Origin of the sequence: Arthrobacter zhaoguopingii (assembly GCF_009828605.1) — a bacterium.
GTDB lineage: Bacteria > Actinomycetota > Actinomycetes > Actinomycetales > Micrococcaceae > Arthrobacter_D > Arthrobacter_D zhaoguopingii.
Genome location: NZ_WIAE01000003.1, coordinates 61,076 through 85,486 on the forward strand (window position 1 = coordinate 61,076; position 24,411 = coordinate 85,486).

Here is a 24,411-nt window from a genome sequence, read left to right on the forward strand (position 1 = left end):
GTGCTGATCTGGCTCCGTCTGAGCCGGCAGTTCGCCAATCCATTTGACATAGATCGTGCCTTAGATCTTGCCGAGCAATGGACGGACGAGGAGGAAGTATGCGCAAACGCACTTATGGCCATACTGCTTTCCGAAGCTCCAGCTTCAGACAGGACCGTCGCCACTCAACAACGCTTCGAAGCGACGCTCGATAAGTTCAATGAGGACTTCCCGCGAAGCCAGTTCCTTGAACCTAAGCAGTTCGACTCAGACAATCCGATGGATTTGCTTGACCAACTGGTGGACAGGCTCCCCGATTACAGCGAACAAGAAAGCCAAATAAACGAGGGACTACTCCCCGTGGGGATGGCTGCCGCGATACACAATCGGTCGTATGCGGAGATCATCCTGAGTGGAGGGGCGGGTGTGATCTACGGAGGAAATTCATCAACCCTAGAGACGGAACTGGAAGATATCAACCAGTCCGACGCTGTCGTTCTGGACACAACGGCTATGTTCAGCTTGGTTCTTCTCGACGACGACATCTCGAGGATCCTGTTGGGAACCTTCTCTTCGGCGATGACCACGATTGAGCAATACCGCGACGCACTGGCCGCCGCAGACCCTACAACGTTCCGTTCCGAACTTTCCGTGTATAAAGACCCTGAAACCGGCCGGGCCAGATTACGCAAAACCGCGGCAGACGAGCTTGAAACGCGCAAGCATAGGGCCAAGTCCCTACTCGAATTGTTTAACAGAACTCAGCGCATCAGCAACCCGAATCTGCTTCGCGCACCGCGGGACAATCGCTTACTGCCATGGCTCTCAGCACTAGATCTAGCCGAAAGGCGCCGCGTCGTCTTCTGGTGCGACGACCGGGCGATGCGGAACCTTGCCTCCCATAGCGGCGTGAATGCCATGAGTACACTCGCAGTTCTCGAAACCGCCAGGAAGAGCGGGTCCCTAGACCCCGAACTGGTTGACGTTGCCGAGGGTGTCTTGATTCATAACCGTTATGTTGGCGTGGCTTTCAACCCAAGAATTTATACTCTCGCTGCTGAACTGAGCAGTTGGCGCCCGCATGGAACTGCTGCAGCCATCTTGAAGCACGGCTTCGCTGATGCAGACGCTTTGATGAGCTTTGTCCTTACCGCCATCCAGCATGTTCTGGCGGCACCGGAAGACGTTCGGGATTGGGTTAGCGTGGGGGCCCAATGGCTGGTTTCGGTCACGGGCGAGCCAAGCAAAGCTACGGAAGCCCTTGTACGTTGGCTATGGCAGCTTTCAGGTCAACGCTGGATGACTCCGGATCTGTTGGTCTTTGCAATCGACGGTGTTAGAAGCGCAATGAACAAACTCGAGGGTGTATCGGATCCTCTTCCTCAGGCCATGATCCTGTTGTACGGCGACCTTGCTGAACGAACGAATGAGAGGTTGGCCACCCAGTTCCTGACAGGCTTAATCTCTCGTACGAGCTCAGAAGACAAGGGCATAGTCCTCAAAAACATCCTGATGAGTTGATGCGTCATTCTTCTTCCCGACGAGTGACGTCTACCCTCCACTCCCGCAGAGGCAGTTCATGACCTGGGTTAGGACATGTCGCCCATCCGCCGGCGCCGAGAAACAGCAGAGGGGGCACTTCCGCTCGGTGTCCAAGACCCGCTGGCGGATGTTCCCGACTGGGGGTACTCGGACGGCTACCAACTTGAGACGTGGCGGCGACGGTGCTGCTCGTCCCCAACGTCAGCACGGCTTAATCCTCGGCACACTCCGAATCACAACATGACCGACATTATGTTGTGGATAGACTGCGCACTCTCGGCCGAACAAGCGGCCGGCAGCGTGGTCGGTCTCGCATGACGATCCTTACACTAGGCCCATGTCCGACGTCGAAAGCGACTCCTCAGCCGACCAGCATCCTGATTTCAATGCTGGAAGTAGGTTTCTTTACAAGTTGAAATATCAACCCAGTCTGGACTGGTCAACTCACGGTGACGAATTTATATCGCGATTAGGGGAAGCGCTCGCTGAATCAGTCGGTCATCCAATGACACGAAGCTCGATGCGCTCTATATCAACCAGACCGACTCCTCCGTATCGGCGATATGAGTTCCATGGTCTCGAACTTCGTACCGCCCTAGCAGCCTTCCCCTTAGCTGATGGAAGTTGGTGCCTTGGCTTGGAGGCGGCGAGCCCCGAGGAAGCGAGTCTTGATGGACGCCTCTGGGCGCCGGCAATCCGCAGAGCCGAGGTCGACCTCGGTCACACCACCGAACGCCCTTGGTGGGCAGTCGTCGTGCCGGTTAACCCATTGGCGCTGGGCATAGTCACCTTCGATGAAGAGTTCCCGATTCCCGACATCGAGCTAAGGCGATCAGCTAACCCCTACACCCGTTACCGACGTACGCCTGGCCCGCGTCCCCTTGGTGGCGGTGGGAGTATCGAGGTTGTCTATCCGATCGTGATGCACGGCAAAGCCTTCGGTTATCGATGGGAAGACGTGGCCAAACGGGCAAACGCTCAGGTTCTTGACACTTGCGCATGCCTCACACTGGGAACCGGCGCACTGTGGGAAGTCACCACGCTCCCGCAACCGCACGAGCTCGACCCGGCGTCGCTTCACCAAGCCGAAGATCCATCGCTCAGAAACATCAACACCGCCGACTACAACCTCAGCACTCTCACCGCTTCGTCGACTTTCATTGCAGCCGCGTTGGCAAAAATGCAGGCCGAACCGGAAGTTGCAGAACTGATTGCAGCCTATTACCACGCCCGCAGTATTGAGGAGACCAGCCAGTCTATGGCCGCAGTCGTGTACGTCAGCATCATCGAGACTATCGGCAGCCGTTCTACTCCCCTAAGTCCATGCCTCTGCTGTGAGAATTGCAATCAAAAAATCGGCTTTGCGAAAAGGTTCCGTGAGGCACTGAAACTGGTGGTGCCGGAAAACGAAGCTAAGCGTCTCTCCAAGCTATACGAAAAAAGATCACGGACCGCTCACCAAGGAACACTCCACGGGTCAGAATTCCGTCTTTGGAGTATGCCCAATAGTTTCATGCAGGACCCAGCAGACCACTTCCTCTACAACGAGGTGTGGCATGTCCGCGCTGCGGCGGGCAAACTCCTTCGCCTGTTAGTTGGGGACGGGCTGCCCACCTCGGCATAAGCACCTCACTCTGCCGAATGATTGTCATCACGCCCTCCGTGGATGTGCCCTCATGCCTCATGTCGTCTCTCGAATCCGACCCCTAGACCGGCCTTAGATCGGTGGCAGCATCATCCCGGCCAGTTTCTTGACGGCGGGAGCTGTATCACGTCTCAAACGTCTGTCGAGAACGACTTTCAGCTCGGCCGCGAGGATCTCGCGGCGCAGCGTCCTGAGCAGCTCGTCGGTGCTCATCCGTTGGAACATCCCCTGAGCAGTTGCTTCAGTGAGTGGCTTATTCGACCTCACAAGCGGCGGCAGCTTCATCCCGGCCAGGCTTCTCACCTCCGGCGAGGTCTTCCGGCCCAGCTGCTCATCCAGGGTCACCTTCAGCCGCGCGGCGCGGATCTTCCGGCGCAGCGCACCGATGGGATTGGGAGGTGCCGCCGCTTCCGTCTCCGCGTGCGCGCCTTCCTCCACGTCCTGATCCTTACGACACAACGGGCTAAGGCTGACCGCGCTCGACCGGCGAACGTATTCGAAGGCTTTGACCGTGACCGGGTATCCCTCCTCGCTCAACTCCAGAATGCTGTAAGTGGTTTGCCCCAGTCGCTTCAGTGAGTGACTGGTTCGACTTCACGAGCGGTGGCAGATTCATCCCGGCCAGACGCTGGACCTGCGAGGACGTCTCGCAGGTCCAGCGTCTGGCCGAGGGTCACGGAACTACGAAGTGCCGATTCAGAAGGCACTCACGTCAGTCGCAGTCGTAGTGGCTGCTGCATTCGAGTCGATGAATATGGAGCAAAGTGTGCTCCTAAAAGAGCTGACCGTAACGAATGAAGCCACGGAGTCAGCGCCTGCAGCAGGAGGATTCAGACCGTACTTCGACCCAAAACGGCCCAATAAGAATCCACGGGCACGGTACTTCAGCAACGCTGTCTATGCTACAAATGATCGCGCCATGATCGGCGGCGAGGGACTTCACTGGTAGGCAGGACACAGCTATCCTAATCAAGGGTTGCCTTTCCTTGACCTTCAGCTTCTCCAGCGGCTCCTATCAAATTTTGCGAGGACCGCAGCTCACTGCTTATTCATTGAAGAGCGTGAAACGCCCGGAGTCTGCTCTGCGGATGATGAAGTCCAGATCCCCGTCGAGAAAGCCGATGAGGATGTCCTCAAGTTGCTCGTCGGCGGATTGCTGCCTACCGGAAGCATCGGAATTGCCGTGGTTCTCGACATGTCCCACGACAACCACGGGACGCCCGTAGGAGGGGAACAGTGCATTCCTCATGGAAACTTTCCACTCGATCACGTCCCCGAGTTGGAATTTTTCTCGATCGAGATATTCAGAAGCGACAGATTTCAATGTATCGACATACCGGGGCTCCGCTGCTGCCTCCTCGTAGGCATTAATGAACTGCTCGACAGAGGCCTGAGGCTGGTTTCCTTGGCTCAACGCGGCGTGGTCGGGATCGGAGCCATCAGCATCATCCGGGGCTTCGTCAGGAAAATCAGTCATTTCCGGGCCTCAGCTTCCTGATGAAAGAACGGGTTATATCTCTGACTGAAAGCGGCCCGCGAGGCCAATGAACTTGATTCGTCGGTGATTGTGTACTTGAAGCCTGGGCGTACCGATTCAAACGATGTCGAGCCTCGGCCGATCTGCTCGGCAAAAGAGAGCAGCTCGGTCTTTGGCGAGACGGCTAGCTTTTTGGACTGGCCTGCAACGGGGTTGCGAGGCCGCCCCACGTTCAGCTCGTTGAGTCGAGCAAGGGACATCCACTCCACCTGGTTCTCAATGGCTTGCTTGAAGGCGGCAGCGGATCCAAATTCGGGTAGGTGTCCAGCTGAGTCCGCAAGCATCTCGTACTCATCCGCAAAGCGCTGCTCCCGGTAGTACAACGCTTGGAGGACATATCGATCAGGCAGGGGAGCCGCAGTTAAGGCCTTTATGACTTCGTGTAGGTCGCGCGCGAGGCTCTTTGCCTTCCTTGCGGGCTCAAAAAGAGCCTCAACCAGTGCAGCGCGTGCGACCTTGAGAAGAGCGGTTTGCAGCTCGGAAATATCGCTGTAGCTGCTTAGCTGGTAAAGGAACTTGTTGTGAGTTTCCCAAAGTCTCAGCCGTCGTACGCTCGGCTCGGAGCCGAGAAGCGATTCAAGTAGGAGGTGAAGTTTGGGGCCGATTATCCACAAGAGTTGACCTTCTGCGACGTCGCTCTGAGCCAGTTGGTCGATCCCTAGACTTTTGAGAAGGGTGAAGTCGTCCAACCGATCGGGAGGTACCGAAATGAGCCCGTCCAGGTTCCACCGGCCAGGTTTACTTACTTGATACCCATCATTGGTGCGTATTAGAGGACGTAGGGCACGAAAACTGCGCTCCTCACCGGTCAGGTTCCCTAGGAAGCCCACGAGCTGACCCGCGCCTACCATTGCGTCTGTCCTTCCAGCCAAAGGTTCATTGCTTGTGCGGGATCTTCGTTCCCGGTTGGGACAAGTATCGCTCGAAGGTGGCTCAAGTGTCGTTTCTTCTCGTGGGTCGGTAAAAAGACATCATCTCTGACCCAGGGTTCGTACGACTCGAAGTCGTCCTGCGTCATGAAGACTTTGACTGGTTGAAGTGTGTGCATCGCTGTGGAGCCATGAGCGATCCGACCCTCCCAGGTCCACCAGCGCGGCTCGGCCCGCGGTGAACTGAGGTCAATATTCGGTACCGCGGCCTTAACTGGTTGTTGCCCAGCGGTGTAATCCTTCGACGATCCGTTGTATTCCGCATTACCCCACTGTTGGAAGGCAAGAGCGAAGGCAGGTACGCCGTGTGAGTGGCGTGCCACGAAGGTTTTCAGTGTGCTCTGCGCTAGAGGCGGCGTGGTGACAACATGACCATGCCACAACCCACCCGTGTCGAAAGGCGACACAAGACTCTCGTCCGTGGATGGGCGTTCGTAGCCAACAACTTGGTCGCCATAGTCGGGGTCACAGCGGCCAAGGTAGAAGTAGGCAGACGGCCTAATTCCGAGTCCCATTTCGGCCTCACCTGTTTTCGCTGAGTTCGGCAGGAGGTTGTGCATGTTGCGAAGCCGATTCAGAAGTACCGTGCGCCAATGAATCGGCCCACCTGCGGTATTCGCACGTGCTCCTTGTACCCACACTTCCAAGCGCACACCCCATTCGGTCTGCCGTAAACCAACTGATCGTCGTAGTACACATCATAGTGCTCTCTGACAAGTGGCGGACGAGCGCAGCAGGCGGTCGGTGATTCGATGAGCTAATCACGAGTCCGTGCGATCCCTCGACACTATGCTTACCGCGAAGGGTGTGGAGCACACGTCCGCCGTTTACCCGGAGGGCCGCCACAACGACGACTGCTGGGTGCCGCGGATCGCTGACTCGTTCGGTCTCCACTCGGACCGGGTACGCGAGGCGCTCGCCGCCGACGCTACTGCGCCTACCGTCAAGGCCTCCCTCGACGCAACAACCCGCACGGTGAGCGTTGCGGCGGAGGACAACACGGGCATGGCCCGGATCGAGTACTCCTTGAACCGGAACAACGGCTCGTTCGCCGCCTATGAGGCCCATCACCATCGGAGACCAGGCCGTGACGGTCTATGTGCGTGCGGTCGAAGCCGCCGGCAACGTGAGCGGCGTCGTCACGGAGAAGTTCCTCCCGTCGAAGGCCCAGGGCGGCAAGCGCTGACCTAAGCCGGACAAACGACCGGCGGTCGCCCCATGCTCTGGGCGGCCGCCGGTTTCCGTGCTCTACAGGCGTTGGTGCGGGCTAGGCCTAGTGCTCCGCTGCTACGTCAGCCTTCTTAGCTTCTTTTTCAGCGTCCTTCTCGGCGCGCAAGGCCTGGGCCTCGTGCTGCTCCTCGGTTTTTTCCTGGTGGATGACCTCCGCCAGGAGCTTCTCCATCTCCTTGGCCACGCCGGCGGCCGAGGCAGGATTCTGGCCGGTCACCAGCCGTTCGTCCACCACGACCTTCTCCTCGAAGACATCGGCGGAGACGTGGGTGGCGCCCTGCTCCTCAAGCCGGTCGGCCAAAAAGAACGGGATGACCTTGTCCTTCCCTGCGGCAACCTCCTCCTCGTTAGTGAAGGCCGCGACCCTCCGCCCCTCGACGAGACGGAACCCGTTGTCCAGTTCCACGTTCACTAGGCCGGCCGGCCCGTGGCAGACCGCTCCCACCACACCGCCGGCGTTGTAGACGCTCGCTACCAGGTTCTGCAGGCCTTCGCTGTCCGGGAAGTCCCACATGGTGCCGTGGCCGCCCACGAGGTAGACGCCGTCGTACTGGTCGGCATTGACGACGTCGACGCGGGCTGTGTTGTAAAGGCCGGCACGCGTGGTCTCGTCCTCCGTGAAGGCGACCTGGATAGGGTCATCCTTGTCCACCTCGTCGCGCGGAGGCTGGCCTCCCTTGATCGAGGCAAAGTCGACGAAATGCCCGGAATCCTTGAAGACCTTCCAGGGGTGTGCAGCTTCGGCCACGTTGTAGCCGGTCTTCTCCCCGGTGTCGCCAATCTCGGAAACGCTGGTCAGTACCATGAGGATTTTCTTCATGAAGTGCTCCTTTCGTCCGACTTCCACCCTACGCCCCGCCCTCTTCGGGCCCTCCCTCCCGCTCTTCCACTACTAGCGAGCAAGAATTTGTGGGCTGTTCCCTCGGCTGATCTGTGCCGATAGGGTGATCTCAGCGTCATGCCCCGCCCAGCGGGGTGATCAGGTACGAGGAGTATTCGACTCTCAGGAGGAAATATGACTGAACCACAGCAGGATCCCAGCGAGCAGGAACTCGCGGCGGGCGGTGACACGACCGGTGTCCCAAGTATTCAGGACGGCGGGGGAGCCGACGGCGGCGCAGACGGCGGTGCCGATGGAGGCGCAGACGGGGGTGCAGACGGCGGCGCTGACGGCGGAGCCGATGGAGGTGCAGACGGCGGTGCCGACGGCGGAGCCGATGGAGGTGCAGACGGCGGTGCCGACGGCGGAGCCGATGGAGGTGCAGACGGCGGTGCCGACGGCGGCGCCGACGCGGGTGCGGGCATCTGAGCTTGAGTACTCCTCCTGACGACCCCACGCGTTCTGGCGCTGGGGTTCTGGAGTCACGCCTGATCGACATCGACCGCGAGAAGTTCGCCCGCGAGGTCTGGGGGCAAACAGCGTTGCTCACGCGCGGCGTGGGCGACTTCTCGGACCTGTTCTCCGCCGACGCCGTCGACGAACTGATCTCCCGCCGTGGCCTGCGCACGCCCTTCCTCCGCGTCGCTAAGGAGGGCACGACCTTTCCCGACTCATCATTCACAGCACCGGCCGGCGTCGGCGCCACCATCTCTGACCAACTCGACGACACCGCGCTGTGGCGGAAGTTTGCCGACGGCGCCACCCTCGTCCTGCAGGCACTGCACCGCACCTGGGAACCCATCGCGGAGTTCAACGCCCGGCTGAGCACCGAACTCGGACATCCGGTGCAGGCCAACGCCTACATCACCCCGCCGCAGAACCGCGGGTTCGACGACCACTACGACGTCCACGACGTCTTCGTCCTGCAGATCGAGGGCACCAAGCGATGGATCATCCACGAACCGGTCCTCCCCGACCCGCTACGTGATCAGGTGTGGACCGACCGCCGCGCCGCCGTCGCCGACGCCGCAAAAGGCGAGGCTTACATCGACACCGTGCTCGAGCCGGGCGATGTCCTCTACCTGCCGCGCGGCTGGCTGCATGCCGCCCAGGCGCAGGGCGAGGTCTCAATCCACCTCACGCTCGGCATCCACAGCTGGACCCGCTATGCACTGGCCGAACAGCTCGCCCAGGCCGCGCTTGCGCTGCTCCGCGACGATCCCGAGATGCGCCGGACGCTCCCTCTAGGCGTGGACGGACCGGCCGGGGAGGTCGGCGTCGTCCGGAAACGCCTAGCCGCCGCCGTTGCCGAGGCCGATTCCGCCCCCTTGTTCCACCGCACCCGGCGGGGACAGGGACGCCCGGCCCCGCTGGGACCGCTGGCTCAGCTCGCGGCCGTCCAGGGCCTGGGGCCGGAATCCGTGGTGCGGCTTCGCGGTGCGCTTGACGCACGGCTCGAGGGATCGCGCCTGAGCACCCGGGTGGGCTGGCTCGATTTTCCCGAGACCGATCTGCCGTCCGTGGAGCGCCTGCTCGACAGCGGGACTCACACCGTGCTCGATCTCGGCAGCGAACTCGTCGAGAGGCTGCTGGGCGCGGGGGTCCTCGTTCCCGCGGAACAATGACGTCGCGGTGACCGCTCCCGAACGCTTTTTCTGCGCCACCAGTGCCCGGGTGCGGGACGACCCGATGGCCGGCACAGCGCCGAACGATGTCGTCTGGGTGCTCATCGAGTACCGCGGCAGGTGGCCGTTCAACGGCTTCGACGGCCTCACCCTTGAGCCGGACACGAAGGCCCTCGTGATCGCCGCCGCCCAGGCCGCGCGGGCGCGGGTGCTGCTGGTGCGGCGGCACGGCCGCCGTCGGCGCGAAGGGCCTCAGCGATGGGCCGTCCTGCGCCATGACGGTTCCGGTGCCCATCGGCAGCTTTGGGGGTCGTGGACGCGGGAAGAAGACCTGGCTGACATCGCCGCGGCCCTCAGCAGACCGGGCGAACTCGGCCACCCGCCGGTCCTCCTCGTCTGCGCCCACGGTCTGCACGACACCTGCTGCGCGGTTCGCGGACGGCCCGTGGGACGTGCCTTGGAGGAGCGCTGGCCCGAGCTGGTGTGGGAATGTTCGCACGTCGGCGGCGACCGGTTCGCGGCAAATGTCGTCGTCGCCCCCGACGGCGTCTACTACGGCGGCCTCGATGCCGAGTCGTCGGTGGCCACGGTCGAAGGACACCTCGCCGACTCCATCCAGGCAGAGTACCTGCGCGGCTACACCGATCTCCTCCAGCCCCAGCAGGCCGCTGTCGCTGCCGCGCTCGAACGCTTCGGTCCGGCGGGACGGCTCGACTATACGGTCGCCGGGACCACCCGCCACGGTGACCGCTGGCGGATCCGCCTCACCGCTCCCCCGCCCCATCCGGCACAGATCGACGTCGAACTGCGGACCTACCGCGCCCCGCCGGAACGGCTGACCTGCCGCGCACCGGCGCCCGGCTCGGTCATCGTGTACGAAACGGTTTCGATCACTGCAGAGTGAAGCGTCGGTGCGTCCACCGGCCGGGGGCTTCAGGCTCCTACTCGACCGCACCCTGGTAGAGAGCGTCCTCGCCGGCCGCGGTTGGATCCGTAATCTCCAGCTGGATGAGGTCCGCATCATCAGCGGCGATGCCGTAGGCAAACTGCGCCGTTTGCGTTTCGCCGGGCGGGATCGTCGAAAACAGTTCCCCGCCGATGCCCGTGTCTGAATCAACCACGGGCTGAACCGCTGTTCCGGAGTCGCCGGCGCGAACGGTGGGCAGGTTCATCAGGCCGCCGTCCACTTCTGCCTCTCCGTTGTTGACCACCGTGATCTCGAAGACCGCATAGCGGCCTTCTACCGCGCCGGGGGCACTGCCGGAAGCGGACTGGAAGCCTCGGGATTCGACGGTCACCTCCACGCCCCCTTCGAAAGTCACGGTGTCGCCGAACGCCGCACTCTGATTGGCGGGCATCTCCCCGATGGCGTCCTGGGTCGCGGAAGGCACGCCCCCGGGTGATTCTGTGGGCTCCGCCCCGCCGCAGGCCGACAGGCCGATTCCGAGCGATAGAGCAGCGGTAAGGGCGAATGAGTTCTTCATGATTCCTCCAAGATGGAGCCGCTGACGGGAACCCTGGCAGCGTACCTACATTCTAATTTCCGGATCCTCCGGTTTCACCTACATTTCCCTGCTCACCGGTGAGAGCGTTGGGCCCTGCCTCGCCTGTCAAGGGAACCACCGTGCTGCAGCAGCCGTAACCACGGGGCGTAGGCTTCCGCCATGAGAGATGACCGCGCCAATGACGCTGAGGTGTGGGCGAAGCTTTCCCCGCGCACCCAGGACCTCCTCAAAGCCGATCCAAATGCACCGCTGACCGCCGACACCCTGGAAGAGCTCACGCACGTCGGCACAGCAGACTGGTGGACCAGCGTATCCCGGGACTCCGGACAGCTCCGGCTGCCCGGGCACTTCCAGGATTACGTCACGTCTCTGGACCGGCGCGGCGGCGACGTCAACAGCTGAGCCTCGGTTCCGGTGGCGGGCAGTTCGGGGGGGGCCAGCTTCCGGCAGCATCACCGCTTGCGGATCGTGCCGCCCACACCCGCAATCCCCAGCCGCCGCTGCACCTCCTCGGGGGAAACGTACTGCCCCACCGTCGGAAAAGAGCCAATCGGCACCACCGAGTTGATGATCGTACCCGGGTAGACATGCACCAGGTTGAGGGCCTGGGCGCCGTCCCGCCCCCGTGATCCACCCAGCTCCACGCTGAGGTCCTGCGTGTAGCAGGTGGCCGAGGCCACCGACACCGGAATCCCGGCGAAGGTCCCGGCGGAGGAGTAGTGGAGGTGCCCGCCGAGGATCAGCCGGACGTCCGAATCGCGAAGCGCCGCCCCAAGCAGGTCCTGGCGCCGCAGCTCCGTCAGGACGGCGAGGTCCTGGATCATCGGCACCGGCGGGTGGTGCATGGCCAGGACGGTGCCCTCCGGGGCGGGATGGGCGAGCTGCTCAGCCAGCCACTCGAACTGCTCGGCGCAGATCTCCCCGTGGTGGTATCCCGGGACCGAGGTGTCCAGCGTGATCACGCGCAGTCCGCCCAGCCGGTAGCTTCCGTAGAGCGGCGCCTCCTCCCGGGGCTCTCCGAGCAGGCCGGTGCGCATCCCGGCCCGGTCGTCGTGGTTTCCCATCAACCAGATCGGCTGCGCACCGAGGCGTTCCGCGATCGGCTCGACGATGCCGCGCAGCCTCGCGTACGCCTCCGGATGCCCCTTGTCCGCCAGGTCGCCGGTGAAGATCAGGGCCTCCGGCTCGATGCCGGAGGCCTCCATCTGCTCAAGGAGCGCAGCCAGCCGCGCCCCGCTGTCAACCCCGCCGTACAGCAGCCCATCCGCCACCATATGGGTGTCGCTGAGATGCAGAATCACGTGATCTGCCGGTGGATGCTCTCGCGACACCGCGGGTCTCACTCGATACTCCTTCTGCTCAGGCCGTCGCTTCCTCCGTCTCGGCGGGATGCATCCGGCGCGAGAACACAAGCTTCTCCATCGAGCCGGCGATCCGGTCCCAGTGGTGGTGTCGAAGCAGCCGTTTCAGCTCGGCCGACGGCGCACGGCCGGCCCGGCCCACAAGCCGACCGCACGCTGCGGCGAACCCGTCGCCGTCGTCCTGGAGGTCGACGACGCCGGTGAAGTCGGCGACGACGTCGGGCACCCGGGTCGACACCACCGGCAGCCCGCAGGCGAGGTACTCGAGCGTCTTGGTGGGGCTGATCGAGCGGGTCGCCTCATTGAGGGCGAAGGGCATCAGGGCGACGTCGAGTTCGGCCATCAGCCCGGGAAGGTCCGCGTAGGACTGCTGCCCGAGGTAGCTGATGTTCGGCGCCTGCGGCAGGTCGGCCGGGTCGATCTTGCACACCGGCCCGATCATGTGGATGTCCCACTCCCGCAGCCGGGCCGCGAGGTCCGCCAGGAGCCCGAGGTCGAGCCTCTCGTCGAGGACACCGACGTACCCGGCCACCGGACGCTCCCGGTTCCGCTTCGCGTGCCGGCCGGCGGCGGCGTAGTGCTCGGTCGACACGCCGCTGGGCACGAGGTGCGCATCCTCCCGGCCCTGCCTCACCACCGAACGGTGAAGTGAACGGCCACCGGCGAAGACGACGTCGGCGCGGCGGAGCGCCTGGCGCTGGCGCACGATGAGCTCCGGTGCCGCGTCCTTGAATGCCGCGAGGTCGTCCATCACGTCGTAGACGAGCGTTGTGGGCGCCAGGGCCAGCGCGGCCTCGAGGGCCAGCGGAGTGTAGATCCACACGACGCGCTCGCCGGTAGGCGCGCCCATCAGCTGCGGGAGCTGCTCGATGTAGTCGGGCATCACCTCGTCGAAGAAGCCGACGTGTCTTCCCTGTTCGGGAATCTCGAGCCAGACACGGGTCAGCCCATCCACCTCGGAGGTGCCGAGGCGGTTCCAAGTCACCTCGACGCCGGCCGGGGTGAGGGGCTCCTCGACAAACCAGGTGGTGCGGGCCGGAGCCTTGCCCAGCCGCGACATGAGCTGCTGCGGGCGCTGCCAGACCCAATCCCACCGCAGGTGCGACAGCACGATGAGTTCACTTTGCATCGACGATCCTCAATTCCATTCGAGTGGTGGTACGGGGAAGGCTGGAACCGATATCGGTGCTCGGGGGCAGCGAGAAGTTCCAGTGGGACATCTGCGGGAAGTACCCGCGCAGCCACGTATTCACGGGCTCCGCGAAGGAGTAGGCCGGCAGGTCGACGGCCCGCACGCCGGCGGCGGCACGGGCATACGCGGTGGACATCACCGATTCACGGCGGTCCAGCTGTTCATCGAGCCAGTAGACGCCGACCGGGTCGATGTGCCCGTCGCAGCGGAACAGCAGCGAGTCCCAGTCGGTCGAGTCGATAACGGGGAACCAGCACAGGCCGTCGACGACGACGCCGCGCGCCTGCGCCTCCTCGCACTGCTCCAGCACATACTTGAGCCAGCTCGCCCGGTCGCCCGTGTGTCCGCGGACGTTCGTTTCGGTGATGGCGCAGGGAAGGCCGTAGCGCTCCCAGTACTGCCCGATCTGGTCGGCCAGCGGAAGCGGCGTCGGGGTCGGGGCCGTCCCGCCGTCCACGGAGAAGTTCCACTGGCAGTGGGCGTAGTAGTCGAGGCCGAGCACGTCCACGAAGCCCGGCTCAAGGCCCTGCAGCCGCTCCCCTCCCACCGGGGCGAGGTCGCGGCCGAGCTGGCTCTCGGGGTCATAGCCCCGCCCAAGGAAGCTGTCGAGCACGAGGAAGCGGCGCTCGTTGGCCATGTCGGCGTACGCCCGGCCGGGGGCGTCGGATCCGGTATGGAATTCGCAGGTGTCGACCCACACGTGCCGGGCCTCCGGCAGCAGCTCACGGTAGAGGCGGCTCGCCTCCCCGACGGCGGGCAGGACGTTGGCGAGAAGGTCGATGAAGCCCTGGAGTCCCGAGTGGTAGGGCGGCCAGATGGCTTCATGCCCGGACAGGAAGAGGGTTGAGAAGGGCTCGTTGAAAAGCGTGTACTCCCCCACCCACGGGTAGCGGCGGGCGAAGGCCTCGGCGTAGCGCAGGTAGACCGGACCGAACCCGGAATCGGCGAAGCCGCCCTCCAGCCAGGTGGGATAGCTGGTGTGGTGGACGAGGTCGACGATGGGCCGGAAGCCGTTATCGCGCAGGTGGTTCAGCACTTCGTCCGTCGCCGACCAATCGAACACGCCCTGGACCGCCTCGACACGGTGCCACCGGACCGGGTAGCGCAGCCGGGTGATCCCCGAGCGGCGCAGCAGGTCGAGGTCCTCCCGCCAACGGACATCGTGTTCGGTGGTTTCAAAGATGTCGCGGTCATGGGCCGGCAGGAACGTGCTCTCGAACCCGCCGATGATTTCGATGGGCGGTCCGGGCGGGTTGGTGCTGAATGCCATGCGGCCCTCCTGACGGTTGCGGAGGCGGAAAGGCCTCCGGCTGAAGCTGAATCTCCGAACAGTCAAATGGCTTACTATTCCAGGGCGAGGAAAAGTCGTGCTTACCTTTCGACCCGGTCACACCGGGCGCCGGCCAAGCTCCTCGTAGACGGTGTCGAGAAGTTCGGCGGCGCGCAGGTTGAGCCGGCGCGACTCGTCCAGATCCGCATCGAGGCGGATCACCTCGGCACGCAGGTCCTCGACCTCCCGCTGGAGGGCGGGGATGGCGTCGATTCTCCCCAGGATCCCGGGAACCGCCGCCCGGAGCAGTTTCCGCCCCGGCCCCCTCAATCTCGCAAGCACAGCATTCACGATTCCGCCCTCCTGACAATCACCCTGCGGACCTCGGCCCCTGCCGATTCCGACAACGGAACATCCGCTCGTTCGTCGATCTCCATCCCGTACCGGGCCAGCTGTTCTTCGAACCGGCGCCACTCAACGGGCCGGTACTCGATCCAGCTTGGGGATCCGACCTCGCCGCCGATGCCGACCTCGACGTGGGCCCGTGCCCCCGGCTCCGCCAGCAGGTGCTTCACGAGTTGGAGGGTCGTGTCCCAGCCGAGCGGGCTGAGCGCGTTGAAGAGCTGGTTTCCATACACCTGAACCGGCCCCGGCAGCTCCGTGCACTGCCTGCGCAGGCGCATCGCGTCCCGGGCCATGTAGAGATTCGTGTGCTCGTACCGGAGCCGCCCGCCCTCGTCGCCTGTGCCGCGTGCGAACACCAGGGCGGGCCTGCTGTAATCCACCCCGAGCACCGCATGTCCCTGCCCGGCGAGGTATCGGGCATCGGCGCCGAGGCCGCAGCCAAGGTCGAGCACGGAGGACCCGGGGGCGAGCCGGCCCGCGGTGGCGAGTGCGAAGGCCGACGGCGGCGGCGTGGGATCGGCGGAGATCTCGGCCCGGTGGTGGTCCTCCCAGTTCTCGCGGTCGACGTCGAAATGGTTGAGCCACCAATAGAACCGCCGCCCGGCCGAGGGCGGAGTGACGAACCGGAAGGCCGGGTCGGGGGTCCGCCAGCCGGGACCGTAGATGGCGGTGAGCATCTGTTCCGGCTCCGCGGGACCCGGAAGCATCCTGCCGTTGACGTTCACCGGCTTCAGCGGCAGGACGGTCACCTCGTCGGCGCGTTCACGCGCGTGGAAGGTGCCGTGGAACCAGCCGGAACAGATGAAGTAGGTGAAGATGTCGAGGTAGAAGCGGTCGGTGACGGTTCCGCCCGGGTACATCAGCTGCAGGTGTCCGCTGGAGTGCCGCACCACCTCGTGGCCCTCCTCGATGAGCATCCGCTCGAGCTCGTAGCTCTCGAGGGCGACGTCGGAGGGATTTTCGTGCCGGCTGAGGTAGGCAAGATCGGCGTCGTCGTCGCTGGGGAGAATCCGTCCGTCGCGCACCGGGCCCAGCAGGGTTCCCCCGGTGACGAAGAGCTCGATCCCGGCCCGGTTCCTTACCAGCTCAATGAGCCGTTCGGCTTCGTCAAGGACCCCCTCAAGGAGTGAGGCCTCGCGCCCCTCGAAGGAGCGCGCGATCCTGCCCCATTTATTGACCACCAGCGGGATGCCGGTGGCCGGCTCGCACAGCAGCAGCTCGGTGTCGCTCTCGTCGAACTGGACGGGCTGCTCGCCGCCGATCAGGGTGCCGTCGCGTTCCACCGCCAGCCGCGCCCTGCCCCGAAGCCGTTCTGCAAGCGCCGGGGGCCATTCGACCGTCACGCCGTCCCAGCCGGAGCCTTCCTCGGGTACCCGGAACGTCCAGATGCGCCGCCCCGCGAGCAGGACCGAGACGGCCGAGCCCGGGGCGAGCTCCGTTCCGGTGACGGTCAGGCTCTTGGTGTCGGCGGCAAAAAAGGCGCTCACTTCGCGGTTTCCAGCGGGACGTGCAGCGGATCGGTTGCGGGCAGCCGGACGTCGAAGACCTGCCCGGTGAGGTCCGAGGCCAGCACCTGCGCGCTGACACGGGCAACCTCCCCGGCCTGGACCAGCGAGTGCTCATCCTCGACGCCGAAGGCCTTCACGCGCATGGGCGTCGCCGTCCGGCTGGGGCTGATGCAGTTCACCCGGACGCGGTCCTCACCCCACTCGTCGGCGAGCGCCTGCGTCAGATTGACGACGGCGGCCTTCGTCGCCGAGTACACGGTGTACTTGGCCCGGCCGCGCGTGTACGAACTCGAGGAGTAGAGCAGCAGCGAGCCCTGCGAACCGGAGAGATACGAATAAGACTCCTGGGCGACGACGAACGCGGCCATTAGGTTGACGTCGACGTCGTGCCGGATCTGCTCGTCGCTGAGTTCGGCCAGGGCCCCGATGGTCAGCACGCCTGCGGTCAGGACGACATGGTCGATCCGCCCATACATCGCCGACACTCCGGCGAGCGCCCGGGCTACCGAGGTGCGGTCCTCAACGAAGGTGCCCGAGCCGGTGCGGCTGTGGCAGACGACATTGGCACCCTCGGCGTCGAGCTGTCGGGCCAGTTCCTCGCCAATGCCTGAACTGCCGCCGAAGATGACGACGGTGGCACCGCGCAGGCTGGAAACCGGGAACGGCACCGGTTCGGCCGTCTGGTTCTTCAGCTGGAACAGCTTGTCCGCCAAGTGGATGTCGATGGGGTGGGTGATCTTGATGTTCGCCTCATGGCCGGGGACGACGATGATCGGCACGTCCGGGCGGTACTTCAGCACGACGGAGCAGTCATCGGTGGCCGTGAAGTCGGGATCCTGCCGGGCCCGGGTGTAGGCGTCCAGAATGGTGTCCCATCGGAAGGCCTGGGGAGTCTGCCCGCGGCGCAGCGAGGACCGCGGCGGAACCGCCCGGATGATGTTCGACTCGTCGACCTCGATGATGGTGTCGGCCGACGCGATGCCGGTGTCGACTGCCTCATAGGTGTCGAGCGCGTCAATGCACGCGCGGATGATTGAGGAATCGACGAGCGGGCGCACCGCGTCGTGGAAGATCACCTTCGCGCCGGGCTCCGCGATGGCCTGCAGCGCCCGGAAGGAGGTGTCGTTGCGGTCGAGGCCCCCCTCCAGGATCGAGGAGAGCCGGGGAAAACGGGAAGCGGGCAGGAGTTCCCGGGCGCGGGCCATGCTGCCGGGGTCCATCATCACCAGGATCTCGTCGATGCCCGGGCAGGTCGAGAAGATTTCGACGGTGTGCTCAAGGCTGGTCCTGCCGGCGATGGGGACGAGCTGTTTGGGGATGTCGAGCCCCATCCGTGTGCCGACTCCCCCGGCGAGGATGACGGCGATCGTCCGCCCGCCGGGCGCTGATCCTCCACCCGGTAGCTGTTTGCTGTCCTTGGAATGCGCCATCTCTCCACCTGCCTTCGGGTTCCATCGGAATTTGGTAAGCGTACTGATATTTTTCTGCGGGGTCATTGTTTTTGTTCACCTCCGCGACGGTTGCGCTTTGCCCCCCGTTAACCCTTCGGGGGGCCCCCTTCCGGGGCGGTAGCCTGAGGAAATGGCAATCCGAGTACTGGCCGTGGGCCGGAAACATGAGAGCTGGGTTTCCGACGGAATTGCCCGCTACGAGAAGCGCCTCAAGAAACCCTTCGACCTGTTCTGGCAGTTCCTCCCGCACTCGGCCCGCGAGGGGGACGCCGCCCGGGCCGAGGAATCGGAGCGGCTCCTGGCCAAGACCACCGAGGCGCGCGAGTACGTGATCCTGCTTGACGAGCGGGGCAGGTCCATCGACTCGCCCGCCTTCTCCCGCACCCTGGGCGGCGCCCTGGACGCCTCCCGTCCGGTGACCTTTCTCATTGGCGGCGCCTACGGCGTCGATGACACGGTGCACCGGCGCGCCGATTTCGTCCTGTCGCTGTCGAAGCTCGTGTTCCCCCACCAGCTGGTCCGGCTCATCCTCGCCGAGCAGGTCTACCGTGCGCAGGAGATCGCCGGGCGGCGCTCCTACCATCACGAGTAGGTCCCTTCCATAACGATCGGGGAACTCAATCGGCGGCACGGGCTCCGCCTCGTGCGTCACACGGGCACCACGTCTAGTGTTGCTTCATGACTTCGGGTAAACCGCACTGGATTATCGCCGCAGCGGCCATCGGCACCGCCACCCTGCTTGGCGCGTGCGCGCCGGCGGCCTCCGAACCCACCGGGGCGCAGGCCCCGGCGGCCTCGGAGACAGCGTCGGCGTCGCCCTCGGAGACAGCGTCGGAGGCGCCTTCGGCAACGCCCGCGCCGTCGCCCTCCTCGTCGCCCTCGTCGCCTCCTGAGGCGGATCCCGAACCGACCGCCGGCGACGGCGGGGTGTGCACCGCGGCCGAGCTGTCCGGCGCGGTGACCACCGAGCCGGGTGCAGGCGCCGCCGGCAGTGTCTACCGGACCCTGACGCTCACGAACACCTCCGGTGCCGCCTGCGACATGGCCGGCTACCCAGGGGTCTCCTACGTTGACGCGGCCGGCGCACAGATCGGCGCGCCCGCCGACCGGGGTGAGCCGGGCACGGCCTTCTCACTCGAGCCCGGCGCCTCAGCGACGGCGGTGCTGCGTCAGGTCAACGCGGGCAACTACGGCGCCGACTGCGGTGCGGTGCCCGCCGCCGGGGTGCGCGTCTACCCTCCCGGCGCCACCGACTCCCTCGTCCTGCCGCAGGAGACCACCGCCTGCTCCGCCTCATCGATCGTCCTGATGACCGTGGGCGCCCTGCAGCCCGCGGGCTGACCCGGCGGCCGCCCCTTCCATCCCACGCCGGGGGGGCCCGGAGTGAGGAATGTCAGCAGACTCGAATGTCGGCGATCTGGGGGATGATGTTGGGGTGACATCGGTGTTGAGCAGGTTCACGCCGGCGACCTCGGAGTGGTTCGCCGGCGCTTTCTCCGCGCCCACCCCGGCTCAGGAGGGCGCCTGGAAGGCCATTTCAGCCGGATCGAATGCCCTGGTGGTGGCGCCGACCGGATCGGGCAAGACCCTCGCGGCGTTCCTCTGGGCCCTTGACCGCCTGCTGGTGGATGGGGAGCATACGGATCCCGCCTCGAACGGCTCCACCGGCTCGAAGAAGGCACCGGCGGTGCCGGCCCGCAGCACCCGCGTGCTCTATATCTCCCCGCTGAAGGCGCTCGGGGTCGACGTCGAACGCAACCTCCGCGCCCCCCTGATCGGCATCACCCAGACGGCCCGGCGGCTGGGCCTTCCGGCGCCCTCCATCACCGTCGGGGTGCGGTCGGGTGACACCCCCCAGGCCGAACGGCGCGCACTGCTCACCCGCCCGCCCGACATCCTCATCACCACACCCGAGTCGCTCTTCCTGATGCTCACGTCGAAGGCCCGGGAAACCCTTTCCGAGGTCCACACCGTCATTGTCGACGAGGTGCATGCCGTCGCCGGCACCAAGCGCGGCGCGCACCTGGCCGTGTCCCTGGCCCGGCTCGATGCCCTGCTGGGCAAGCCGGTGCAGCGGATCGGGCTCTCGGCCACCGTCGAGCCCCGGGAGACCGTGGCACGGTTCCTCTCCGGCAACGCTCCGGTGGAGATCGTCGCTCCGCCCTCGGCCAAGAAGTGGGACCTGACCGTCTCCGTGCCGGTGGAGGACATGACCGAGCTGGGCGGTGCCACCGGGGGTCCCGGCGGGACCGACGGCGACGCGGTCCCGCAGGCGAGCATCTGGCCGCACGTCGAGGAACGCATCGTCGACCTGATCGAGGAGAACCGCTCCACCATCGTCTTCGCGAACTCCCGCCGGCTCGCCGAGCGCCTCACGGCCCGGCTCAATGAGATCCATGCCGAACGCCTCGAGCGCAACTCCGTCTGGGCCGCCGGGGACGCGCCGGCCGGAGATGCTTCAGCCGGAGACGGCCCCGGCGGGGCAGCCGATGCGGTACCGGGTGCCGCAGAACTGGACGCCGCTGGACCGTTTTCCCGCGGCGTACCGGCCGCGGCGCCCGTTTCACCGCCGGCCCAGATTCTGGCGCAGGCAGGCCAGAGCGCGGGCGCCGAGCCGCTGCTCGCCCGCGCCCACCACGGGTCCGTGTCCAAGGACCAGCGCGCCCTGATCGAGGACGACCTGAAGTCCGGGCGGCTGCGCTGCGTGGTGGCGACCAGCTCCCTTGAGCTGGGCATCGACATGGGCGCCGTCGACCTCGTGGTGCAGGTCGAATCGCCGCACTCAGTGGCCAGCGGCCTGCAGCGGGTGGGCCGGGCAGGGCACCAGGTCGGCGAGGTCTCTCAGGGTGTGCTCTTCCCGAAGCACCGGGGCGACCTGGTGAACACCACGGTGACGGTGGAGCGGATGCTGGCGGGAAAGATCGAACCCCTCGCCATTCCGGCCAACCCGCTGGACATCCTGGCCCAGCAGACCGTGGCCGCCGCCGCGCTGGGCACCATCGACGTCGAGGAATGGTTCGACGTCGTGCGCCGGTCCGCGCCGTTTGCCACCCTGCCCCGCTCGGCCTTCGACGCCACCCTTGACCTGCTCGCCGGGAGGTACCCCTCCGATGAGTTTGCCGGGCTGCGCCCCCGGATCATCTGGGACCGGACCGAGGGGACGATCACCGGACGCCCCGGCGCCCAGCGCCTCGCCGTCACCTCCGGCGGCACCATCCCCGACCGCGGCCTGTTCGGCGTCTTCCTCGTCGGCTCCGAGGGCGAGGGGGCGCGTGCCGGCGGCCGGCGGGTCGGGGAGCTGGACGAGGAGATGGTCTACGAATCGCGGGTGGGCGACGTCTTCGCCCTTGGAGCCACCAGCTGGCGGATCGAGGAGATCACCCACGACCGGGTCCTCGTCTCCCCCGCCTTCGGCCAGCCCGGCAAGCTGCCGTTCTGGAAGGGCGACTCGCTGGGCCGGCCCGTCGAGCTGGGCCGGGCGCTGGGCGCCTTCGTCCGCGAGATGTCCTACGCACCGGAGGACCAGGCCCGCGAGCGCTGCCAGCGGATCGGGCTCGACGAGTGGGCCTCGGGGAACCTGCTGACCTACCTTCGGGAGCAGCGCGAAGCCACCGAGGTGGTGCCGAACGACCGCACGCTCGTCGTCGAACGCTTCCACGACGAGCTCGGCGACTGGCGCGTCGTCCTGCACAGCCCGTTCGGCATGCCGGTGCACGCACCGTGGGCCCTGGCCGTGGGAGCGCGGCTTGAGCAGCGGTACGGCATTGAGGGCTCCGCCATGGCCTCCGACGACGGCATCGTGCTGCGCGTGCCACTGATGGAGGACGAGCCGCCCGGCGCTGACCTCTTCCTCTTCGACGCCGACGAGCTCGACGGGATCGTCACGGCCGAGGTGGGTGGCTCCGCACTGTTTGCCTCGCGCTTTCGGGAGTGCGCCGCCCGGGCGCTGCTGCTGCCCCGGCAGAACCCCAGCAAGCGCAGCCCGCTGTGGCAGCAGCGGCAGCGGTCGGCGCAGCTGCTCGACGTCGCCAAGAAGTACCCGACCTTCCCGATTGTCCTTGAGACCGTGAGGGAGGTCCTCCAGGACGTCTACGACCTGCCCGCCCTGAAGGAGCTTGCCGCCTCCCTTGAGCGCCGCGAACTGCGGATGGTCGAGGTCACCACGCAGCAGGCCTCCCCCTTCGCCCGCTCGATGCTCTTCGGCTACGTTGCCTCCTTCCTGTACGAGGGGGATTCCCCCCTCGCGGAGCGCCGGGCCGCCGCCCTCTCGCTGGATCCCACTCTCCTCAACGAGCTCCTGGGCCGGGCCGAACTGCGCGAGCTGCTCGACGCGAAGGTCATCGCCGAGACCGAAAGCGAGCTGCAGCGCCTCCGCCCGGACCGGCGCGCCCGCGGCATGGAGGGCGTCGCGGACCTCCTGCGCCTCCTGGGCCCGCTGAGCCTTTCCGAAATCGCCGAGCGCCTCGAGAGCACCGAAGCAGCGGCCGACGGCGAAGCCGCCGCCGCGCCGCGGGCCACCGAGGCCGAGGCGGCCGCCCTGGTTGAGCCGCTGCTGCGCGCGAACCGTGCCCTTCGGGTCTCCATCGCCGGCGTGGAACGGATCTCGGCCGTCGAGGACGCCGCCCGGCTGCGCGACGCCCTCGGGGTCCCCCTGCCGATGGGTATCCCGCTGGCCTTCATCGAACCCGTCGCCGACCCGCTGGGGGATCTCGTCAGCCGGTATGCCCGCACCCACGGGCCCTTCACCGCCGCGGAAGCGGCGGCCCGGCTCGGCCTCGGCGTCGCCATCGTGGCGACCGCCCTGCAGCGCCTCGCCGCCGACGGGCGCACCGTCGAGGGCGAGTTCCGGCCCGCCGAGGCCGCCCCGGATGACGGGGAGACCACCGTCGTCCACCCGGCCGCCCCGAGCGAATGGTGCGACGTCGAGGTGCTGCGGCGGCTGCGGCGGCGCTCCCTTGCGGCCTTGCGGCAGGAGGTGGAGCCGGTCGACCCGGCCGCCTACGGACGGTTCCTTCCGGTCTGGCAGCATGTCGGCTCCACCCTGCGCGGACTCGACGGTGTGGCAACGGTGGTGGACCAGCTCTCCGGCGTGCCGATTCCCGCCTCGGCCTGGGAGCCGCTCATCCTGGGCCAGCGGGTAGCCAACTACTCTCCGGCCATGCTCGATGAGCTCACCGCCACCGGGGAGGTGGTCTGGTCGGGTGCCGGATCGCTCGCCGGAAACGACGGGTGGATCGCCCTGCACCTCGCGGAAAACGCGCCTTTGACCCTCCGCCCCGACCCGGCGTACGAGCCCTCGCCGCTCTCCGCGGCGCTGCTCGAACTGCTCGGCGGCGGCGGAGGCTACTTCCTGCGCCAGCTGAGCACCGCCCTCGACGTCGACAGCGTCCCCTCCGAGGCCGACCTCGTCACCGCCCTGTGGGACCTGGTGTGGGCCGGGCGCGTCAGCAACGACACCTTCACCCCGGTCCGGGCACTGCTGGCCGGCGGCCGGACCGCGCACAAGCAGCGCCAGCCCCCGGCACGCGCCCGCACCTCCCGGGCGGGGCGGCTGGGCCGCGCACCGGGGCGTTCCCTCACGAACAGTTCAATGAGCCTGGCCGGCGGGCCCGACGGCGTCTCCGGGTACCAGCGCGCCACCCCGCCGGTCGCGGCGGGACGCTGGAACCTGCTGCCGCCGGTTGAGCACGAGTCGACCCTCCACGCCCACGCCACCGCCGAACTGCTCCTTGACCGCTACGGTGTGGTCACCCGCGGAGCGGTGGGCAGCGAAGGGGTGCCCGGCGGCTTCGGCCTGATGTACAAGGTGCTTGCACGCCTTGAGGAGATGGGCCGGTGCCGACGCGGCTACTTCATCGAGAAGCTCGGCGCGGCCCAGTTCGCGGTGCCCTCGACCGTGGACCGGCTGCGTTCCTTCAGCGCTGACAACGATCCGCGCTCGGAGGCCGCCGGGGGGCCGTCGCCCACGGCGACGGCCCTGGCCGCGACCGACCCGGCCAACCCGTACGGCGCCGCCCTCGCCTGGCCGCAGGCCGAGGGAGGGCACCGGCCCGGCCGCAAGGCCGGCGCCCTGGTCGTGCTCGTCGACGGTGAACTGGTGCTCTACGTCGAGCGGGGAGGCAAGACGCTGCTGGTCTTCACCGAGGACCAGCCCACCCTCGACGCGGCCGCCGCCGCCCTCGTCGGCGTCATCCGGCGGGGCGCGGCCGACAAGATGGCGCTGGAGAAGGTCAACGGCGGGGAGATCCTCGACACCGGGGTGGGCTCCGCCCTGGCCGCCGCCGGTTTCTACACAACACCCAAGGGGCTGAGGATCCGTGCTTAGAAAACGCATCGGCGTCCGGCGGCACAT

General features: G+C 66.1%; 22 protein-coding genes. 9 read left to right on the forward strand and 13 right to left on the reverse strand.

The window, feature by feature from the left end; genetic code table 11:
• Positions 1-1,500, forward strand: a complete 1,500-nt coding sequence (locus GVV77_RS05400; protein ID WP_159617138.1) for a PIN domain-containing protein — start codon at positions 1-3, stop codon at positions 1,498-1,500.
• 358 nt (positions 1,501-1,858) lie between these two features.
• The gene (locus GVV77_RS05405; protein WP_159617140.1) at positions 1,859-3,145 is read left to right on the forward strand and encodes a hypothetical protein; all 1,287 of its coding nucleotides are present in this window, start codon (positions 1,859-1,861) and stop codon (positions 3,143-3,145) included.
• Positions 3,146-3,238: 93 nt separating this feature from the next.
• Here the strand turns inward: GVV77_RS05405 and GVV77_RS05410 are convergent, their stop codons facing one another.
• The 4 genes from GVV77_RS05410 to GVV77_RS05425 all read right to left on the reverse strand — a co-directional run bounded on the left by GVV77_RS05410 (position 3,239) and on the right by GVV77_RS05425 (position 6,192).
• Positions 3,239-3,703: a hypothetical protein gene (locus GVV77_RS05410; RefSeq protein WP_159617142.1), complete on the reverse strand. Its 465-nt coding sequence runs from the start codon at positions 3,701-3,703 to the stop codon at positions 3,239-3,241.
• A gap of 508 nt (positions 3,704-4,211) precedes the next feature.
• On the reverse strand, positions 4,212-4,643 hold the full coding sequence (locus GVV77_RS05415) for a hypothetical protein (RefSeq protein ID WP_159617144.1): 432 nt from the start codon (positions 4,641-4,643) through the stop codon (positions 4,212-4,214).
• On the reverse strand, positions 4,640-5,392 hold the full coding sequence (locus GVV77_RS05420) for a hypothetical protein (RefSeq protein WP_159617146.1): 753 nt from the start codon (positions 5,390-5,392) through the stop codon (positions 4,640-4,642). The genes GVV77_RS05415 and GVV77_RS05420 overlap by 4 nt, the downstream gene beginning before the upstream one ends.
• A gap of 155 nt (positions 5,393-5,547) precedes the next feature.
• The gene (locus tag GVV77_RS05425; RefSeq protein ID WP_159617148.1) at positions 5,548-6,192 is read right to left on the reverse strand and encodes a hypothetical protein; all 645 of its coding nucleotides are present in this window, start codon (positions 6,190-6,192) and stop codon (positions 5,548-5,550) included.
• A gap of 497 nt (positions 6,193-6,689) precedes the next feature.
• Between GVV77_RS05425 and GVV77_RS18480 the strand changes: the two genes are divergently transcribed.
• Complete coding sequence (locus GVV77_RS18480; protein WP_281350582.1) at positions 6,690-6,818, forward strand: hypothetical protein; 129 nt, start codon at positions 6,690-6,692, stop codon at positions 6,816-6,818.
• A gap of 87 nt (positions 6,819-6,905) precedes the next feature.
• Here the strand turns inward: GVV77_RS18480 and GVV77_RS05430 are convergent, their stop codons facing one another.
• Both GVV77_RS05430 and GVV77_RS05435 read right to left on the reverse strand, forming a co-directional pair.
• Positions 6,906-7,682 carry a type 1 glutamine amidotransferase domain-containing protein gene (locus tag GVV77_RS05430; protein ID WP_159617150.1) on the reverse strand — a complete coding sequence of 259 codons (777 nt, stop codon included), beginning with the start codon at positions 7,680-7,682 and terminating at the stop codon, positions 6,906-6,908.
• A gap of 183 nt (positions 7,683-7,865) precedes the next feature.
• Positions 7,866-8,228, reverse strand: coding sequence for a hypothetical protein (locus GVV77_RS05435; RefSeq protein WP_159617152.1), 363 nt, complete (start codon positions 8,226-8,228; stop codon positions 7,866-7,868).
• Between GVV77_RS05435 and GVV77_RS05440 the strand changes: the two genes are divergently transcribed.
• Positions 8,168-9,367 carry a cupin domain-containing protein gene (locus GVV77_RS05440; protein ID WP_159617280.1) on the forward strand — a complete coding sequence of 400 codons (1,200 nt, stop codon included), beginning with the start codon at positions 8,168-8,170 and terminating at the stop codon, positions 9,365-9,367. The two genes, GVV77_RS05435 and GVV77_RS05440, sit on opposite strands and share 61 nt — an antisense overlap.
• A gap of 7 nt (positions 9,368-9,374) precedes the next feature.
• Positions 9,375-10,271, forward strand: coding sequence for a sucrase ferredoxin (locus tag GVV77_RS05445; RefSeq protein WP_159617154.1), 897 nt, complete (start codon positions 9,375-9,377; stop codon positions 10,269-10,271).
• Between the two features lie 37 nt (positions 10,272-10,308).
• Here the strand turns inward: GVV77_RS05445 and GVV77_RS05450 are convergent, their stop codons facing one another.
• Complete coding sequence (locus GVV77_RS05450) at positions 10,309-10,758, reverse strand: DUF4352 domain-containing protein (protein WP_159617156.1); 450 nt, start codon at positions 10,756-10,758, stop codon at positions 10,309-10,311.
• Between the two features lie 273 nt (positions 10,759-11,031).
• Here GVV77_RS05450 and GVV77_RS05455 point away from each other — a divergent pair, with 273 nt between their 5' ends.
• On the forward strand, positions 11,032-11,274 hold the full coding sequence (locus GVV77_RS05455) for a hypothetical protein (RefSeq protein ID WP_159617157.1): 243 nt from the start codon (positions 11,032-11,034) through the stop codon (positions 11,272-11,274).
• Between the two features lie 50 nt (positions 11,275-11,324).
• On the opposite strand, the gene GVV77_RS05460 is transcribed toward GVV77_RS05455, so the two are convergent.
• The 6 genes from GVV77_RS05460 to GVV77_RS05485 all read right to left on the reverse strand — a co-directional run bounded on the left by GVV77_RS05460 (position 11,325) and on the right by GVV77_RS05485 (position 18,038).
• Positions 11,325-12,173, reverse strand: a complete 849-nt coding sequence (locus GVV77_RS05460) for a phosphodiesterase (protein ID WP_425483342.1) — start codon at positions 12,171-12,173, stop codon at positions 11,325-11,327.
• Positions 12,174-12,231: 58 nt separating this feature from the next.
• Entirely contained in the window at positions 12,232-13,362 is a 1,131-nt protein-coding gene (locus tag GVV77_RS05465) for a glycosyltransferase (protein WP_159617158.1), read from the reverse strand.
• Entirely contained in the window at positions 13,352-14,695 is a 1,344-nt protein-coding gene (locus tag GVV77_RS05470) for a family 1 glycosylhydrolase (RefSeq protein ID WP_159617159.1), read from the reverse strand. Before GVV77_RS05470 ends, GVV77_RS05465 begins: the two co-directional genes overlap by 11 nt.
• A 117-nt stretch (positions 14,696-14,812) precedes the next feature.
• Positions 14,813-15,046, reverse strand: a complete 234-nt coding sequence (locus GVV77_RS05475; protein ID WP_159617160.1) for a hypothetical protein — start codon at positions 15,044-15,046, stop codon at positions 14,813-14,815.
• On the reverse strand, positions 15,043-16,587 hold the full coding sequence (locus GVV77_RS05480) for a methyltransferase domain-containing protein (RefSeq protein ID WP_159617161.1): 1,545 nt from the start codon (positions 16,585-16,587) through the stop codon (positions 15,043-15,045). Before GVV77_RS05480 ends, GVV77_RS05475 begins: the two co-directional genes overlap by 4 nt.
• A complete protein-coding gene (locus GVV77_RS05485) occupies positions 16,584-18,038 on the reverse strand; it encodes a bifunctional cytidylyltransferase/SDR family oxidoreductase (protein ID WP_159617162.1) in 1,455 nt (484 codons plus the stop codon). Before GVV77_RS05485 ends, GVV77_RS05480 begins: the two co-directional genes overlap by 4 nt.
• A gap of 151 nt (positions 18,039-18,189) precedes the next feature.
• Here GVV77_RS05485 and GVV77_RS05490 point away from each other — a divergent pair, with 151 nt between their 5' ends.
• From GVV77_RS05490 to GVV77_RS05500, 3 genes are all read left to right on the forward strand, one after another.
• Positions 18,190-18,651 carry a 23S rRNA (pseudouridine(1915)-N(3))-methyltransferase RlmH gene (locus tag GVV77_RS05490; RefSeq protein ID WP_159617163.1) on the forward strand — a complete coding sequence of 154 codons (462 nt, stop codon included), beginning with the start codon at positions 18,190-18,192 and terminating at the stop codon, positions 18,649-18,651.
• Positions 18,652-18,737: 86 nt separating this feature from the next.
• Positions 18,738-19,400, forward strand: a complete 663-nt coding sequence (locus tag GVV77_RS05495; RefSeq protein ID WP_159617164.1) for a DUF4232 domain-containing protein — start codon at positions 18,738-18,740, stop codon at positions 19,398-19,400.
• 49 nt (positions 19,401-19,449) lie between these two features.
• Complete coding sequence (locus tag GVV77_RS05500; RefSeq protein ID WP_159617165.1) at positions 19,450-24,384, forward strand: DNA glycosylase AlkZ-like family protein; 4,935 nt, start codon at positions 19,450-19,452, stop codon at positions 24,382-24,384.
• Positions 24,385-24,411: the final 27 nt, after the last annotated feature.